The sequence below is a fragment of the Streptomyces sp. BE20 genome (genome assembly GCF_036322525.1).
Classification (GTDB): Bacteria; Actinomycetota; Actinomycetes; order Streptomycetales; family Streptomycetaceae; genus Kitasatospora.
Genome location: NZ_JAQYWW010000957.1, coordinates 41,908 through 60,411, shown reverse-complemented (window position 1 = coordinate 60,411; position 18,504 = coordinate 41,908). Strand labels below are relative to the sequence as shown.

The 18,504-nt window shown below is 76.4% G+C and carries 4 protein-coding genes; all 4 read right to left on the bottom strand.

What is annotated here, in order from left to right; all coding sequences use genetic code 11:
- Positions 1 to 6: 6 nt before the first annotated feature.
- Genes PUR61_RS24035 through PUR61_RS24020 form a run of 4 tightly spaced genes read right to left on the bottom strand, consistent with a single transcriptional unit; the run spans position 7 to position 18,098 of the window.
- Positions 7 to 3,360 carry an amino acid adenylation domain-containing protein gene (locus tag PUR61_RS24035; protein WP_329881448.1) on the bottom strand — a complete coding sequence of 1,118 codons (3,354 nt, stop codon included), beginning with the start codon at positions 3,358 to 3,360 and terminating at the stop codon, positions 7 to 9.
- Positions 3,353 to 6,847, bottom strand: coding sequence for a type I polyketide synthase (locus PUR61_RS24030; protein ID WP_329881447.1), 3,495 nt, complete (start codon positions 6,845 to 6,847; stop codon positions 3,353 to 3,355). The genes PUR61_RS24035 and PUR61_RS24030 overlap by 8 nt, the downstream gene beginning before the upstream one ends.
- On the bottom strand, positions 6,844 to 11,739 hold the full coding sequence (locus tag PUR61_RS24025) for a beta-ketoacyl synthase N-terminal-like domain-containing protein (protein WP_329881446.1): 4,896 nt from the start codon (positions 11,737 to 11,739) through the stop codon (positions 6,844 to 6,846). Before PUR61_RS24025 ends, PUR61_RS24030 begins: the two co-directional genes overlap by 4 nt.
- 5 nt (positions 11,740 to 11,744) lie before the next feature.
- The gene (locus PUR61_RS24020) at positions 11,745 to 18,098 is read right to left on the bottom strand and encodes a type I polyketide synthase (protein ID WP_329881445.1); all 6,354 of its coding nucleotides are present in this window, start codon (positions 18,096 to 18,098) and stop codon (positions 11,745 to 11,747) included.
- Positions 18,099 to 18,504: the final 406 nt, after the last annotated feature.

The window sequence follows — 18,504 nt, the reverse complement described above, 5'->3', positions numbered from 1 at the left end:
GGTCACCTATCGCTCTCGGGAACGGGCGCGGCGTCCGGCCGCCTGTCGCCGCCGGGCGTCGGCCCGCCGGCGGTTCTCCGCGCGCTGGCGCGCATCGGGCCCGGGGGTCGCGGCCGGACCCTCCGGTCGGCTCAGGTACGCGGCCAGCGACGCGACCGTGGGGTGCTGGAACAGCTCGACCATCGAGACCCGGTGTCCGGCGTCCGAGGCGAGCAGCGACCGCAGCTCGGCCATCAGCAGCGAGTGCCCGCCGAGGTCGAAGAAGTTGTCGTGGGCGCCGACCCGCTCGACCCCCAGGACCGCGCACCACAGTCCGGCCAGGGTGTGCTCCAGGCCGGCCGCGGGCGCCGTGAAGCGGGCCCCCGGCTCCGGCCGGCCGCCGCTCGGCTCGGGCAGGGCTGCGCGGTCCACCTTGCCGCTGGGCGTGAGCGGGAGGGCGTCCAGCACCTCGAAGACGGCGGGCACCATGTACGCGGGCAGGTGGCGCCGCAGGTGGCCGGCCAGCTCCGCGGGGTCGGGCGCCCCGGGGCCCCGCGCGGTGAGGTGGGCCACCAACCGGAGGTCACCGCCCCGGTGCGGGCGGGCGGTCACCACCGCCTCGCGCACGGCGGGGTGCGCGGTCAGCACGGCCTCGATCTCGCCCGGCTCGATCCGGAAGCCGCGCAGGTTGACCTGGTGGTCCAGCCGGCCCAGGAACTCCAGCGCGCCGTCCTCGCGGAAGCGGGCGAGGTCCCCGGTCCGGTACAGCCGGGCTCCCGGGTCCGCGTCGAACGGGTCCCGGACGAACCGTTCGGCGGTCAGTCCGGGCCGGTTCAGGTAGCCGCGGGCCAGACCCCGCCCGCCGAGGTGGAGCTCCCCGGGCACCCCGACCGGCACCGGCCGCAGCGACCCGTCCAGCACGTACACCCGGGTGTTGGCGATCGGCCTGCCGATCGGCACCGGCCGGCGGCCGTCCTCGGGCGTGCAGGTCCAGTGGGTCACGTCGACGGCCGCCTCGGTCGGGCCGTACAGGTTGTACAACCGGGCCCGGGAGCGGGCCAGGAAGCGGTCCTGGAGGTCGCGCGGCAGCGCCTCGCCGCTGCAGACCACCCGGCGCAGGGTGGTGCACTCCTCCACCGGCTCCTGGAGGAAGACCTGGAGCATCGACGGCACGAAGTGCACCGTCGTCACCCGCTCCTCCCGGATCGTGCGGGCCAGGTAGCCGCCGTCGCGGTGGCCCTCCGGGCGGGCGACCACGAGCGTGGCGCCCGTCGTCAGGGGCCAGAAGAACTCCCACACCGACACGTCGAAGGAGAACGGGGTCTTCTGCAGCACCCGGTCGGTGGCGTCCAGCCCGTAGGCGTCCTGCATCCACAGCAGCCGGTTGCGGATCCCGGCGTGCACGTTCATGACGCCCTTGGGGGTGCCGGTGGAGCCGGAGGTGTAGATCACGTAGGCCAGGTCCTCGCCGTCCACCGCGACCTGCGGGTCGTCGTCCGGCTCGCCGCCCGGTGCGGCCTCGAACTCCTCCACGCACAGCACCTCGGCCTCGGCGGCGGGCAGTCGCCCGAGCTCCTCGCGCCGGGTGAGCAGCACCGGGACCCGGGCGTCCCGGACCATGTGCTCCAGCCGGGCGGGCGGGAGGCCGGGGTCCAGCGGCAGGTAGGCGCCGCCCGCCTTGAGCACCGCCAGCAGCGCCACCACCAGCTCCGGCGACCGTTCCAGGCCGACGCCCACCACGACGTCCCGGCCGACCCCGAGCCGCAGCAGCCGGTGGGCGAGCCGGTTGGCCCGCCGGTTCAGTTCCCCGTAGGTCAGCCCGCGGCCCTCGAAGCGCACCGCCTCCGCCTCGGGGTGCCGTCGCGCCTGCTCCTCGAAGTCCTCGTGGATCCAGCCCCTCCCGGCGGGCCACTCCCGCGCGGTGGCGTTGAACTCCTCCAGGACCCTGCGGCGGTCGTCCCCCTCCAGCAGCTCCAGCCGGTCGACCGGGCGGTCCGGGTCCGCCACCACCTGTTCCGCCAGACGGCGGAAGTGGGCGGCGATCCGGGCCACGGTGGCCTCGTCGAAGAGGTCCCGGTCGTACTCGAACCAGCCGCTGAGCCCGCCGTCGCGGTCGAACGCCTGGAGTTCGAGGTCGAAGCGCGCGCCCTCGCTGCGGACCGGTAGGCGGTCCAGCTCCGCGCCGTTCAGGGTGAGCTGCGGCACCGCCTCCCGGCCGTAGGCGAAGCTCACCTGGTAGACCGGCGGCCGGCCGAGGTCGCGCGCGGTGTTCAGCTCCCCGACCACCAGCTCGAACGGCACCTCCTGGTGCTCGTAGGCGCCGAGGCAGGCCGTCCGGACCCGGTCGAGCACCTCGCCGAAGGACGGTTCCCCGCCCAGGTCGGTCCTGATCGCCAGGGTGTTGACGAAGTAGCCGATCAGCGGCTCCAGTTCGGGCCGGTCCCGGACGGCCATGGGCACGCCCACCACCACGTCCTGCTGCCGGCCGTACCGGGACAGCAGGACGGTGAAGACGGCCAGCAGCGCCATGTAGGTGGTCGCGCCGCTGCGGTGGGCGAGCCGGCCCAGCTCCCGCATCAGCGGTTCGGGGAGCTCGAAGGGCAGCGTGCCGCCGTTGAAGCCCTGGACCGCGGGGCGGGGCCGGTCCGTCGGCAGCTCCAGGGCCGCCGGGGCCCCCGCCAGGCGCTCCCGCCAGTAGGCCAGCTGCTCCGTCCACCGTCCCTGGTCCCGCTGTTCCCGCTGCCAGACGGCGAAGTCCCCGTACTGGACCGGGAGGTCCGGCAGGGGCGAGGGCCGGCCCGCGGCGAACGCCTCGTACAGGGCGGCGAGTTCGGACAGCAGCACCCACACCGACCAGCGGTCCGAGACCAGGTGGTGCAGGGCCAGCACCAGCACCGACTCGTCGTCCGCGGTCCGCAGCAGCGTCATCCGCACCAGCGGCCCGGTCTCCAGGTCGAACGGCTCGCCGATCGCCGCGGCGGCGATCCGCTCGTCCAGCGCCGTCCCGGTGAGCCGGTCCTGCCGCAGGTCGATCTCGGGCAGCTCCACCGTGAGCCGGGGCCGGACCAGTTGGGCCGGCCGGCCGTCGAGCAGCCGGAAGGCCGTGCGCAGCGCCTCGTGGCGCCGGACCACCTCGTTCAGCGCGTCCCGCAGGACCTCGGCGTCCACCGCCCCGCGGACGCGGACCGCGCCCGGCACGACGTACGCCGGGTTGCCCGGCCGGACCTGTTCCAGGAACCACATGCCCTGCTGGAACATCGAGAGCGGGAAGGCGTCCTCGGTCGTTCCGTCCTCCGCGAGCCGGCGGTCCGCGAGCAGTTCCGCGAGCCGCGCCCGCTGGGCCGGGGAGAGTTCGGCCAGCCGCCGTTCGAGGTCAGTCATCGGCCCGCTCCGCCCGCTCCGGAGCGCCCGCCCCGCCCCCGGACGCCCGGGCTCCGGGCGCCTCGTCCCCGGACACCTGGTCCAGGAGGGCCAGCAGCTCCGCCGTCCGGTCCCCGGCCCGCGCCACCCGCCGGATCGCCGGCACCTCGCCGCCGCCCGCCGTCCCCTGCCCCGCCGGGCGGCCCGCCAGCTCGCCGGCCACCTGCTCGGCCAGGCCGCGGACGGTCGCGCCCTTGAGGAAGTCGGCCACGGTCACCTTGATCCCGAGTCGGCTCTGGACCTCGTTCCTGAGCTCCACCGCCATCAGCGAGTCCAGCCCGAGACCGGACAGCGGCGCGTCGGGATCGACGGTGGCCGCCCTCGAACCCAGGGCCGTCCGCACGCTCGACGACAGCCGCTCGACCAGCGTGCCGACGCGTTCCCCGGCGGGCACCCGCAGCAGCTCCTCGGCCGTGGGGAGCCCGCTCGCCGCGGACCGGCCCGGCGCGCCGGGGACCCGGCGCGGCGCGGGCTGCCGGGCCGGCCGTTCCTCGACGCGCCGTTCCTCGCCGGTCCGTGTCTCGGCGCCCCGGCCGGGGCCTGGCCGCTGACCGCCGGGGCGATCCCCACCGCTGCCGTGGGCTCCGCCGGGGCGGGCCCGGCCGGCCCCGGCCGGAGCACCGCGGTCGGTCATCGGCGCCCCGCCGCCGTCCGGTTCGTGCCAGCAGCGGGTGGCGGCGAAGGGATAGTGCGGCAACGGCGCCCGGGAGCGGGCGTAGTCACGGTCGAAGCCGGCCCAGTCGACCTCGGCGCCGTCGGCGTACAGCCGGCCGAGGCTGCCGAGGAGGACCTCCCAGTCGTCGTACGAGGGCCGCAGGCTGGGCAGCGTCCGCACGTCGTCGCCGGTCAGGACCTCGCGCACCAGGCCCAGCAGGGTCGGCGCCGGACCGATCTCCAGGAAGGTGCGGTACCCCAGGTCGTACAGGGCCCGGACCCCGTCGGCGAAGAGCACCGGCTGCCGGGCGTGACGGAGCCAGTAGCCGGTGTCCAGGGCTTCGTCCCACGGCCACAGCCGGCCGGTCAGGTTGGACAGCAGCGGGATCCGGGGCGCGCCGAAGGAGACCTCGTCCAGGGCCTTGCGCAGCGGTTCCAGGACCGGTTCGACCAGCGGGGAGTGCGACGAGGTGGAGATGCGCAGCCGCTTGACCTCCGCGCCGCGGGCGGTGAACGTCCCGCAGACCGCGTCGACCACCTCCCGCACGCCGGAGACCGTGGTGTTGGCCGGGCCGTTGACGGCGGCGACCGAGATCAGGGCGGCGTCGTACCGGGCGAGCTCCTCGGCGACCTCCTCGACCGGGGCGGAGACGGCCGCCATGGCGCCCGACTCGGCGAGCCGCTGGAGCAGCCGGCCGCGCTCGGCGACCAGCCGCAGGCCGTCCTCCAGGGACATCGCGCCCGCGAAGCAGGCGGCGGTGTACTCGCCGAGGCTGTGGCCGATGACGGCGGCCGGCTCCACCCCCCACGAGCGCCAGAGCTCCGCCAGGGCGTACTCCACGGCGAAGAGGCCGGGCTGGGCGTACTCCATGGTGTTGATCAGGTCGGACTCGGCGGGCGGCCCGGGCCGCTCGGGGTGGAGGACGGAGAGCAACGGCACCGGCAGGACGTCCCGCAGGATCTCGTCACAGCGGTCGAGGGTCCGCCGGAAGGACGGCTGGGCCTCGTACAACTGCCGTGCCATGCCGGCCCGCTGTGGGCCCTGGCCGGTGAAGAGGAAGACCGTGTCACCGGTCGCGGCGCCGGCGCCCCCGGCCGGGCCCGACACCAGACCCTCCGCGGGGTCGTCCCGCACGAAGTCCGCGAGCCGGTCCGCGATCTCCCGGGGCGAGGCCCCGACGGCGGCGAGCCGGTGCGGGAAGTGCGAGCGCCCGGTGTTGGCGGAGAAGCACAGGTCGGCCGCAGCCTCCGGCTCCGCCGTCGCCAGCCGGTCCTGGTAGCGCCGGGCCAGCTTGAGCAGGGAGCTCCCGCTCTTCGCGGACAGGGCCAGCACCGAGAGGGGGCGCCGCCGGTCAGGTCCGGGCGCCGGGCGCTCCGGGGCCTGTTCCAGGATCAGGTGCGCGTTGGTGCCGCTGAACCCGAAGCTGCTCACGCCCGCCAGCCGCGGCGTTCCCTCCCCGGTCGGCCACGGGGTGAGGCCGGTCGGCACGGCGAAGGTGGTCCCGTCGAAGGAGATGTGCGGGTTGAGCTCGCCGAAGTGCAGGTTGGGCGGGATCAGGCCGCGGTCGAGGCAGAGCGCGGCCTTGATCAGCCCGGCGATCCCGGCCGCCGCCTCCAGGTGGCCGAGGTTGGTCTTCACCGCGCCCAGGTAGAGCGGCGCGCCCTCCGTGCGGCCGTAGACCTCGGCCAGCGCCGCCACCTCGATCGGGTCGCCCAGCTTGGTGCCGGCCCCGTGCGTCTCGATGTAGCCGAGCCGCTGCGGATCGACCCCGCCGGCCGCCAGCGCGCGGCGGAACAGGTCGCGCTGCGCGGCTCCGTTGGGCGCGGTCAGGCCCGAGCTGCGTCCGTCCTGGTTGACCGCGGAGCCGCGGATCACCGCGAGCACCCGGTCCTCGTCCCGCAGCGCGTCCGACAGCCGCTTGAGCACCACCACGCCGCAGCCCTCGCTGCGGACGAAGCCGTTCGCGGCCGCGTCGAAGGTCTTGCAGCGGCCGTCGTCGGCCAGCATCTCGGGGAACTGCGAGAAGGAGATGGCCGCCTCGGGCGACAGCACCGCGTTCACCCCGCCGCTGATCGCCAGGTCGCACTCGCCGAGCCGCAGGTTCTGGCACGCCTGGTGCACGGCGACCAGCGACGACGAGCAGGCGGTGTCCACCGAGACGCTCGGCCCGCGAAGGTCCAGCAGGTAGGACAGGCGGCCGCTGGCGATGCTGTGCGCGATGCCCGTGCTGGCGTGGGCCGTGATGTCCTCCGGCTCCCGGAAGAGGAGGCCGGCGTAGTCGTTGCTGCAGATCCCCAGGAAGACCCCGGTCCGGCTGCCGGCCAGCGCGTGCGGGGCCTGCCCGGCGTCCTCCAGGGCCTCCCAGGCGACCTCCAGCACCAGCCGCTGCTGCGGGTCCATGGACACCGCCTCGCGCCGGGAGATGCCGAAGAACTCGTGGTCGAAGCGGTCGATGCGGTCCAGGAAGCCGCCCCAGCGGGTACTTGTCCGCCCCGGGCGGCGCGGCTCCGGGTCGTAGAACGCGTCCACGTCCCAGCGGTCGGCCGGCACCTCGCCGATCGCGTCGGTGCCGCCGCTCAGCAGCTCCCAGTACGCATCGGTGTCGGTCACCCCGCCGGGGAACCGGCAGCCCACGCCCACGACGGCGATCGGCTCGGACCGGGCCTGCTCGTAGGCGTCGATCCGGTGCTGCATCCGCTCCATCGTCAGATAGGCGCGTTTCATCGCCGTCATCGACGCGGACCCGCCGTCCCGCGTGGTCCCGTCCCGGCCGGTCTCGTCCCGTGTGGTCATCGTCCCTGCCCCCGCTCGATCGGATCGGCACTGGCGTCGAACTGCTCGGTCCTGGCGAGGAGGAGCGCTTCGAGCTCGCGCTCCGAGAGCTCGTCGAGATCGAGCGCCGGGTCCGGACCCGGACGGGGCCCCGTCGTGGCGACCGGGGTGTTCCCGGGCTCCCGGACCGGTGGCGGTGCCGCCGCGGCGGCCTCCAGCGGGATGCCCATCCGCTCGGCGAGGAAGGGCACCAGCGCGTCGAGCGTGGGGTACTGCCAGCCGAGCGTCGACGGCAGCGCGACCCCGAGCGAGAGCTCCAGCCGCGAGCGCAGCTCCAGGGTGCGCAGCGAGTCGAAGCCGAGGCCGGCCAGCGGCGCCGTGCCGTCGATCGCGGCGGCGTCCGGCGCGGCCCCCTGTTCCCCGAGCACCCGGGCGGCGACGTCCCGGCAGTGCCCGGCCAGCAGGGCCCGGCGGCGCCGGCCCGGCTCGACCGCCAGCAGTTGCCGGCGGATCGCGTCGGCGTCGTCCGGGGCCGGTGCGTCGCCGTCGGGCCGGACCCGGGCCACCACGGCCCGGCTGCCCAGCAGCCGGCCGAGGGCGGCGACGCCCTCGCGGTCGACGCTCAGGGCGGGCAGTCCGAGGGCCCGGCGGTGTGCGGCCAGGGCGTCCAGGAAGGCGCCGACCGCGGCCTCCCGGCCGGGCGGGGCGGTGGGGGAGCACAGCACGAAGAAGTCCAGTTCCCTGGTGGCGGTGGCCAGATGGAGCTGCCACGCGCCGGCGGCCCGGGCCGCGGTGGAGCGCAGGAGCGCCTCGGCCGCCGGCACCGCGCCGTCGTGCGGGCCGTCCGCCGTGCCGTCCGCACCGCCGTCGTCCGTGTCGTCGTCCGTGCCGTCGTCCGGGGTGTCCCCGGTGTGGACGACACCGGCCAGGGGCGGCCCCGAGGCGTCCAGCCCGGCCAGGAGGTCGGCCACCTCCTCGGCGCGGGACAGGTCCACGAGCGGCCGTGCGATCTCGACGCCCCGGGAGCGCAGTTCGGCCAGCACCCCGGCCGCCCCCGCGGCACCGGCCGAGGCCCGGGCGTCCGGCTCGCCGTCCCCGCCGGGGGAGGGCGCCCCGACCAGCACGATGCGGCGGGCACCCCGGTCGGCGAGCTGCCGGGCGGCCTCCAGGGCCGCGGCCGATGCCCCACCGGTGACCAGGTACGACGCCTCCGCCCGGACGGTCCGGGCCGGGGGCACCGCGATCTCCGGTGCCTCGTCCGGCCGGAGCACCAGCTTCCCGGTGTGCCGGGCCCGGGCCATCCGGGCGAAGACCTTCCGGGCCTCGGAGAACGGGTGGGCCGTGACCGGGAGCGGCTCGAACTGCCCGCTGTCGAAGCCCCGCACCACCTCGTCGAACAGCTCGGCGAGCAGCGCCGGCCGCTCGTGGAAGGTGTGCTCCAGGTCGACGGCGAACAGCGAGCGGTTCCGCTTGAGGAAGCCGAGGCCGACCGGACTGTCGTCGTGGATGTCGCGCTTGCCGAGCTCCACGAACCTCCCGCCCGGCGCCAGCAGGGCGAGGCTGCGCCGCAGTGCCTCGCCGGTCAGCGAGTTGAGCACCACGTCGACGCCGCGGCCGTCGGTGAACCCGGCGATCTCGTCGGCGAAGGCCGGCGACCGGGAGTCCATCACCCGCGCCACACCCAGGTCGCGCAGGAACCGCCGCTTCTCCTCGGTCCCGGCCGTGGCGAGGACCTCGGCGCCGCACCGGCGGGCCACCGCCAGCGCGGCCAGGCCCACGCCCCCGGACGCCGAGTGGATCAGTACCTTCTCGCCCGCCCGCAGCCGGGCCAGGTGGCAGAGCCCGTACACGGCGGTGAGGAAGGCGACCGGGGTGGCCGCCGCCTGCTCGTCGTCGAGCGCCGCCGGTCGCGGCGCCACCAGGTGCGCCTCGGTGGTGGTGTACGCCGCGAGCGCGGACGGGACCACCGCCATCACCGGGTCGCCGACCCGGAAGCGGTCGACGCCCTCGCCCACCGCGCTGATCCGGCCGGCGCACTCGACACCCAGCGGGACCGTCCCGGTGGCGCCCGGGTAGGCGCCCATCGCCTTGAGGACGTCGCTGAAGTTGAGCCCGGCCGCCGTGACCTCGATCTCGACCTGGCCCGGACCCGGCGCGGCCCGTTCCCACCGGGTCGGCGTCAGGCTCTCCAGGATGCCGGGCCGCACGGCCAGGATCCGGTGGTTGGGATCGCGCCGACGGTCGAACGGCCGCCGCGGCCACGCCGCTTCGGTTCCGTCCGGGGTGACGTGCGGGACCGGGACGGGGGAGTGGCGGGCCGGGCCGCGCAGGGCGGTCCACGGCTCGTCACCAAGGCGGATCAGCAGGTCGAGCAGCCGGGCGGCGTCGTCCCGGGCCGGGTCCGGGTCGAGGTCGACGACGACGGGGCGGAGGCCGCCGAGCGCGGCGGCGGACGCCACGGCCGGTCCCGTCAGCAGCGCCCGGGCGGGCGCGGGAGCCGGGTCACCCTCGACCACCCGCTGGGCGCCCCGGGTCAGCAGCGCGACGCGCGGGCCGCCCGGCAGGCCGTCACGGGCGAGCTCCTCGATCAGCCGCAGGGCCGGGAGGGCGACGCCCTCCTGTTCCTCCGACGGCGGGAACGGTCCGGGGCCGCCCGGGGGCGGGCCGCCGGCGGTGTCCAGGCCCCAGGCGTACACCAGCCCGGTCAAGGGCTCGTCCCCGGCGGCGCGCACCTCCTTCAGCAGCGCGGTGAGATCCTCCGGGCGCAGCGGGTCGATCTCGTGGTGGAGCGGGTCCACGAGGTGGTGGTGCCGCCCGGGGGTGACGGTCACGCAGCTGCCGCCGCGGGCGGTGATCTCGGCGCGCAGCGCCTCGCCGACCCCCGTGCCGTCGGCGAACAGCAGCCATCGGCCGGGCGGGCCGGCGGGCGGCGCGCCGGCGTCGTCGTCCTGCCGTGCCCACTCCAGGGTGACGAGGGGAGGGCCGGCCGGCCGCTCCCGCCCGGCCGCCGGGTCGGTCGCCGGGTCGGTGGCCGTCGCCCCTGCGGCGGCCCCGCCGACGGCGGACCCGGCGGGGACCGGCCCGGTGACCGGTAGGGGCCCGTCCGCCGGCTCGGGTGCGTGACGCCGCCGCTGCCAGGGGTAGTTCGGGAGGTCGACGACGGCCCGGGGCAGGGCCCGGGAGCCGTCGTCCGCGCCGTCCGCGTCGTCCCGGCCCGGGTCCCGCTCGGCGAGGACCACGCCGGGCGGCGACCCGCCCTCGGCGAGCCCGTGGAGCGCCCGCAGCGCGGACGCCCGGTCGGGTGCGGTGACCCGCGCCTGCCAGCGGTGCCGCGCGCGACCGGCACCCACCGTGTACGCGAACGCCGGGTAGTGGCCGTCGTCCGGCAGCGCCGCGAGGCTCCGGTGGAACCCGGCCGCCAGGGCGCGCACCGCCTCCGGCGTCCGCGCCGAGACCACGAAGCCCCGGACCGGCACCGCCGCGCCCCCAGCACCCGCCGGGCCACCGCCCGCGTTCCCGCCTGCGCTCCCGGCCTTGCCCCCGGCGGTGTTCCCGGCCGTGTCCTCGGCCGCGCCGAGGACGACATGGGCGTTGGTCCCGCCCATCCCGAAGGCACTGACCGCCGCGTGGCGGCCACCGCGCTCCGGCCACGGCCGCAGCGCGGTCGGCAGGGTGATGCCGGTGCCGTCGAGGTCGATCAGCGGGTTCAGCGTGGCGAAGTGCACCAGCGGCGGCACCGCGCGCCGTTGCAGGCACAGCACCGCCTTGACCAGCGCGACGACCCCGGCGGCGGACTCCGGGTGGCCCAGGTTCGCCTTGACCGAGCCGACCACCAGCTCGGCCCCGCCGTTGCGGCGGCCCAGCGCGGCGGCGATCGCCTCCATCTCGATGGTGTCCCCGAGCGGGGTGCCGGTGCCGTGCGCCTCCACCAGGCCGATGTCGGCGGGGGCGAGCCCGGCGTCCGCCAGCGCCGTCCCGATCAGCGCGGCCTCCGACAGCACGTTGGGAGCGGTGAAGCCCGTCGAACGGCCGGTCTGGTTCACCGCCGAACCGTGGATCACGGCGTGCACCCGGTCACCGTCGCGCCGCGCGTCCTCCAGCCGCTTCAGGACCAGCACGCCGCAGCCCTCGCCCCGGGTGAAGCCGTTCGCCCGGGCGTCGAAGGGACTGCACCGCCCGTCCGGGGACAGCGTGCCCGCCAACCGGTGCAGCCGGGTCGCGCGCGGCGAGAGCACCAGGTTCACCCCGCCGGCCAGCGCCACGTCGCACTCCCGGCGGGCCAGCGCCTGCCGCGCCAGGTGGACCGAGACCAGGGACGAGGAGCAGGCCGTGTCCACCGTGACCGCCGGACCGGCCAGCCCCAGCGCGTACGCCAGCCGGCCCACCGTGAAGCAGTGGCCGTTGCCGGCGGCCCAGTGGGTGTCCGGCTCGCCCCGGTTCCAGTCCCAGTACTCCTGACCGGTGATGCCGACGAACAGCCCGGTCCGGGCGGCGTCCAACCGGTCCGGGGGGAGCGCGGCGTTCTCCAGGGCCTCCCAGGCGACCTCCAGCAGCAGCCGCTGCTGCGGGTCGACCCCGCGGGCCTCCTCGGCGCTCATCCCGAAGAACTCCGCGTCGAAGTCCATGACCTCGTCCAGGAAGCCGCCCACGTGGGGCAGCCGCTCCCACTCGGCGGCGAACGGCCCGCGCCGCCCTTCGGGCAGCGGGCGCACCAGGTCGCGGCCCTCCGCCAGCGCGCTCCAGTACCCGTCCAGGTCGGCGATGCCGCCCGGGAGCCGCAGGCCGATCCCGACGACGGCCAGCGGGCCGGTGCCGTTCGCGGCGTCGAGCTGCGCCCGCAGCTTCCGGACGGTGTCGAGCGCCCTCGTCAGCGGTGTGGGCGCGGCCGCGGTGATCTCGCGCTGTGCCTCCACGGCCCTCAGCCCTCGCCGTCCGTGGCGGCGTCCTCGCCGGCCGCCGGGTCACCGAGCAGCCGCTCGACCAGCACCGTGGAGAGCGTCCGGGCGGTGCCGTACGTCCACAGCAGGGTCGGCGACAGCCGCAGCCCGAACGCCGCCTCCAGCCGGTTGCGCAGTTCGAGCCCCATCAGCGAATCCAGCCCGAGCGACTTGAACGGCGTGTCCCGGTCGATCGCCCCGGTGTCCAGCCGCAGCACCCGGCCGGCCAGTTCCTGCACCTTGGCCTCCAGGAGTTCCTGCCACCGGTCCTGCGGGACGGACCGCAGCTCGGCGAGGAAGGCCGCACCGGCCGTCGTGGTGCTCCCGTGCCGGGCCAGTTCCCGCAGTGCGCCCCAGCTCTCCAGGGTCGCGGTGTCCGGGTACGCCTCCAGGTACTGCCGCAGGTCGATCGGCACGTACGCGACGACCTGCTCGTCCCCGCCGAGGAACCCCTCCAGGGCCCGCCACGCCTCCCCGGTGGTGAAGCCGGCCATCCCGCGTTCCGCCAGCCGGGCACCCCGGTTGTCCTCCCGGGCGGCCAGACCGACATCGGTGAACGGGCCCCACTGCACGCTCAGCGCGGGGAGTCCGCGCCGGCGCCGGGCCACCGCGAGCGCGTCCATGAAGGCGTTGCCCGCCGCGTAGGCCGCCTGCCCGGCGTTGCCGAACAGCGCCGCCGCCGACGAGAACAGCAGGAAGAAGTCCAGCGGGTCGCCCTCGGTGGCCGCGTCCAGGTTGAGCGCGCCGTCCACCTTGGGCGCCAGCACCCGCCGCAGCTGCTCCGGCGTCAGGTTCTGGACGGTGGCGTCGTCCAGCAGACCGGCCGCGTGCACCACCCCGCGGAGCGGCGGCAGCTGCGCCCGGACCCGGCGCACCGCCTCCGGGTCGGCGACGTCGGTCCGGAAGGTCTCCACCTCCACGCCGAGCGCCCGGACGGCCTCGATCCGCGCCACCGCCTCGGCCGACGGGGCCGAGCGCCCGACCAGCGCCAGCCGGCCCGCTCCGCGCTCCGCCAGGAACTCCGCCAGCGACAGGCCGAGGGCGCCGAGGCCACCGGTGAGCAGATAGGTGCCGTCGCCCCGGAAACGGCCGTCCCGCAGCGGTTCCGGGGCCACCGAGGTGACCGTGGCGGGGTCCGACAGCACGAACTTGCCGATGTGGTGGCCGCGTGACATCTCGCGCAGCGCCTCGGGGGCCTGCGCGAAGGTGTACCGCAGCAGCGGGACCGCCCCCAGCTCGCCCGCGCCGACCCGCTCCCACACCTCGGCGAACAGCCGGGTGAACAGCGCGGGACGGCGGGCGATCACACCGGCGAGGTCCAGCGAGGCCAGACCGATGCCCTTGCGGAACGCGCCGAGGCTCAGCGTGCGCCCGCCGTAGATGTCCTGCTTGCCCACCTCGACGAAGCGCCCGCCCTCCGCCAGGACCTCCAGGCCCAGCGGAATCGCCGCGCCGGTCAGCGAGTTGAGGACGACGTCCACGCCGCGTCCGTCGGTGGCCGCGCGCACCTCCTCCGCCCAGGAGAGGTCCCGGGAGTCGAAGACGTGCCGGATGCCGAGCTCCCGGAGCCGGCGGCGCTTCTCCTCGCTGCCCGCCGTCGCGACGACCTCGGCCCCGAGCAGCCGGGCCACCTCGATCGCCGCCAGACCCAGCCCCCCGGCCGCCGAGTGGATCAGCACCGTCTCGCCGGGGGCCAGCCCGGCGAGGTGCCGCAGCCCGTACCAGGCGGTGATGGTCACCGCCGGGATCGCCGCCGCGGTGGCGTCGTCCATCGACTCCGGCACCGGGTGGGCGTGATCGGCCCGCACCGTCTGGTGCGAGGCGAGCGACCCGCCGGCGGTGCACGCGACGACCCGGTCGCCGGGGGCGAAGCGCGACACCCCCTCGCCCGTCCGGGTGACCACGCCCACACCGTCCAGGCCGAGCAGCCGGGCGTCGGCCGTCGGGTCGGGGTAGGTGCCCATCACCTTCATCACGTCGATGAAGTTCAGCGCGGCCGCGCTGACCGCGATCTCGATCTCCCCGGGGCCGGGCGCGCGCCGCTCCAGCGGGCGGAACGCCAGCCCGTCCCAGGTGCCCTGGTGAGAGGGCGCGAGCCGGAAGGGCTGCTGCTCCACGGAGCGCCAGGCCGGCCTCGCCGGGTCCTGCCCGGCGTCCTCCGGCGTACCCGCTCCCCGCACCAGCCGGCCGACCAGCCGCTCCCCACCGCGCAGCACCACCTGGTCCGCGCCCTCGGCCGCGAGCAGCTCCGCGGCGCAGTCCGCCGACCAGTCGCCGTCCGCGGACCCGACGTCGACGAGCACGGACCGCAGCTCGGGGTGCTCACGGCGGAGCACCCGGCCGAAGCCCCAGTAGAGGGCCGCCCCGGGGTCGCAGTCACCGGCCACCGACGGCACGGGCTGCGCGTCGGCCGTGACCACGGCCAGCCGGGGGACCAGCGGGCGGGACGTGCAGGCCCGGACCAGCGCGGCCAGGGCCGCCAGGCCCTCGCGCCGGGCCCGCGGTCCGGCGTCGGCGCGCGGGGCCAGGAAGACCACCCCGCCCAACTCCTCGACCGAGCCCAGCTCCTGCGCCCACGCCTCGGTCCGCGCGGCCTCCTCGCCGGCGACCGTGCGGACCACGGCGCCGCCGCCCCGCGCATCCAGGGCCCCGACCAGCTCCCCGGCCGCCGGGTCACCGGGTGCGCCGGGTGCGCCGACCGTGCAGACCGCCCAGCGGCCGGTGAACCCGGCGGCCCCGCCGCCCTCCGCGTCCGCGCGGGCCTCCGGCCGGTACTCCAGCCGGTGCACCCGGTCGGCGTCCGCGACGGACGGGTCGGCCGTCGCCGCGAGGGTCTGCATCCGGAGCCCCTCCAGCGTCATCAGCGGCCGGCGGTCCGCGTCGAACAGGAACAGGTCGACCCTGCTCCCCTCGCGCCGCACCGCGTGCGACCACAGCGCGGTGACCGGCCCGGCCAGGTCCTGGTGCAGGTGGACGCGGTGCACCCCGACCGGGACGGCCGCCTCCTCGCCCGGGTAGAGCGGGACGCAGACCTGGAGCGCGCCGTCCCACAGCGCCGGATGGAGCCGGTGCGGGTGGCCGCCGGCCAGGCAGCCGTCCGGCAGCCGGACCTCCGCCAGGCTCTCCTCCGCACCACCGCGCAGCTCCACCACGCCCTGGAACGCCGGACCGTAGTTCAGCCCCCGCGCCGCGCAGTCCGCGTAGAACTCCGCGGCCGGCACGGCGGCCAGGCCCAGCAACTGCCCGGGGAAGGCCGGCACGCCCGTGGCCGTGTCGTCCGCCAGCACCCGCGCCGAGGCGTGCCGCACCCAGCCGTGCGCGCCCGCCTCCAGCGAGGAGAGGGTGAAGCTGCCGCCGCCCGTGAGGTCGTCCCGCCAGCCCAGACCGACCGTCACCGGTTCCTCGGTGAGCGTCAGATCGCTGTGGAAGGAGACGTCCGCGAGCGTGCGGTGCGGGCCGCCGGTCCGCGCCAGCGCCGTCCGCAGCGCCAGCTCCAGCATCCCCGTGCCGGGCAGCACCACCGCGTCGTACACCCGGTGGTCGCGCACCCAGGGGATGTCCGCCGGGGCCAGCTCCAGCGTCCCGTTCCAGGCGCCCTGCTCGGCCATCGAGGGGATCAGCACCAGGTCGTCCCCGGCGCCGTGAGCCGTGCGCCGCCGGACCGTCTCCACCCAGTGGGAGCTGCGCTGCCACGGATACGGCGGCACCGGCGCCCAGGCGTCCCGCGGCAGCCCGCGGAACGGTTCGAGACCGCTGACATAGGCCCGGGCCAGCGCCTCCCGGACCAGCTCCGACGAGCTCCGGTCGCGCCGCAGGGTCGACAGCACCTGCGGCGGGACCGGACGCTGCGCCGCCAGCTGTTCCAGGGACGGGGCGAGCACCGGGTGCGGGCTGATCTCCACGACGTGGGTGACACCGGTGTCGAAGAGGCGCTCCATCGCGTCGGCGAACATCACCGGCCGGCGCAGGTTGTCCATCCAGTACCGGGCGTCCAGCTCGGGGCCCTCCAACGAGGCCACCCGCACCGTCGACATCAGCTCGACGTCGCCCCGGCCCGGACGCACCGTCCGCAGGGCCGCCAGCAGGTCGTCCTCCAGCTCGTCCATCTGCGGGCTGTGCGAGGCGTAGTCCACGTTGACCAGGCGGCAGAACGTCCCCTCCGCCTCCAGCAACTCCTGGAGCGCCAGCACCAGTTCGGTGTCCCCGGAGAGCACGCAGCTGTTGGGCCCGTTGTTCACGGCGAGGGACACGCCCTCCTCGAACCCGGACAGCGCGGCCTTGGCGGCGTCGAGGTCGAGGTCCACCGCCAGCATCCGGCCCCGGCCCGAGGTGCGCCGGGCGATGGCGCTGCGGCGGGCCACCACCATCGCGCCGTCCTCGTACGACAGGATGCCCGCCGCCGTGGCCGCGGTCACCTCCCCCTGGCTGTGGCCGATCACCACGTCCGGGACGACGCCCGCCGCCCGCCACACCTCGCACAGACCCAGGGAGACCGCCCACAGGGTCGGCTGCAGCATGTCGATCCGCGACAGCCACTCCTCGCCGGCCTCGCCCGACACGACCCGCACCAGGTCCCAGTCGACGTACGGCTCCAGGGCCTCGGCGCAGCGGTGGATCACCGCGGCGAACACCGGGTCGGACGCCAGGAGTTCACGGCCCATGCCGTGCCACTGCGAGCCCTGCCCGGGGAAGACGAAGGCGGTGCGGCCCCGGTCCGCGGCGCGCCCGGTGAACACCTCTGGTCCGGGGGATCCGGGGCCGGCGGCGAGCCGGTCCAGCTGCGCGACGGCCTCCGCGGCGTCCACGGCGGTGAAGGCCGCCCGGACCGGGAGCTGGTCGCGCTGCCAGGCCAGCGTGCCGGCGAGCGCCGGGAGCGGGCAGGCGCCGGAGGTCAGCGCGTCCCGCAGGTCCCGGGCCCGCTGCGCCAGCGCCGGTTCCGAGTGTGCCGACAGCGGCAGCAGGACCGGTGCGCCCGGCCCGGGGGAGGAAGCGGAGGAGGCTGACGAGGGCGCGGGTTGCTCGGGGGTGGGTGCGGGGGCGGGCGCCCGGGTCAGCACCACGTGGGCGTTGGTGCCGCCCCACCCGAAGCTGCTCACCCCGATGAAGGCATGGTCCCGGGCCGGCAGCGGCAGGGGCTCCCGGACGACCCGCAGGTTGAGCTCGTCGAACGCGATCTCGGGGTTGAGCTCGGCGGAGTGCAGGCTCGGCGGCACGACCCCGTTCCGGAGCGAGAGCAGGGCCTTGAACAGCCCCGGGATGCCGGCGGCGGCCTCCAGGTGGCCGATGTTGGTCTTCACCGACCCGATGGGCAGCGGGCCCGCGTCCGCGCTGCGGGCCTGCCCCAGGACCCGGCCGGCCGCACCGGCCTCGATGGGGTCGCCGAGTGCGGTGCCGGTGCCGTGCGCCTCCAGGTACGCCACCCGGTCGGCCGGGATGCCCCAGTGCCGGTAGGCGTCGCGGAGCAGCTGCTCCTGACCCCCCGGGCTCGGCGAGACGACGCTCTGCCCGCCCCCGTCGTTGTTGACGGCGGTGCCCGCGATGACACCGTGGATCCGGTCTCCGTCCGCCAGCGCGCGGGCGACGGTCTTCACGTACAGGGCGCCGACGCCCTCGCCGCGCACGAAGCCGTTCGCCCCGGCGCCGAAGGCCTTGCAGCGGCCGTCCGGCGACAGTCCGCCGAAGTGGGTGAGGCCGATCGACGCGGTCGGATCGAGCATCAGGGCGACGCCGCCCACGATCGCGGCGTCGACCTCGCCGGCGCGGAGCGCCTGGGCGGCGAGGTGCGCCGCCACGAGCGCGGAGGAGCATCCGGTCTCGACGACCAGGCTGGGCCCGGTGAGCCCGAGGAAGTAGGAGACCCGGGCGGCGATCATGTCGAGCGCGTAGCCGGGGGCGGTGTGCTGGGTGACGCCGCTGCCGCTCTTCCGGCCGACGTGCTCGTAGTCGTGCCACCCCGCGCCCACGTAGACGCCGGTCCGGGTGCCGGCCAGCGTGCGGGCGGGTGTCCCGGCATCCTCCAGGGCCCGCCACGCGGCCTCCAGCATCAGCCGCTGCTGGGGGTCGAGCATCTCGGCCTCCCGGGGGGAGATACCGAAGAAGGTGGCGTCGAACCGGTCGACGTCGTCGAGGAATCCGCCGACGGCCTGGATCTCCCGCTGCGGGTCGAGTTGCGCGGTGGCGTCCCAGCGGGTGGCGGGGACGGGGCGGATGGCGTCGCCCTCTTCCAGCAGCAGGCGCCAGAAGCTCTCGACGTCCGGAGCTCCGGGGAACCGTCCTGCCATGCCGATGACGGCCAGGGCCTGGGTCGGGTCCTGGACCACGTGATCTGCGTGCATGTCCTCTTCCTCGGCATCCGTGGTGAGCCGGCTCGGTCGGGAGCCGGCTCCCCGGGCGGCAGGTGCGCGGGCGGGCAGGTGCGTGGGTGAGCGGGGTGCGTGGGCACGAAGGCGTCCGTCGGACGGGTGTCCGGACGGGCACGTGTCGGCTCGCTCCGGGGGCGATGGGCCGGGGACGGGCCGGGGACGGTGAGGTCGCCCGGCCCGGGCGGGTGAGGCCCGGAGCGCGTGCGGCGGGTGAGGGTCGTCGCGTGCGGGGAGAGGCGGCCCGGTCGGGCCGGTCGTGCGGTGCCTGGGGGGCGGACGCCGGGGGCCGGCGTACCCGTGCGGGGCGATGCGGACGGCGGTGAGGGGTCACGGGGCGGACGACGGACCGGCGTCGGCGCGGACGCACACCGCGACGGCC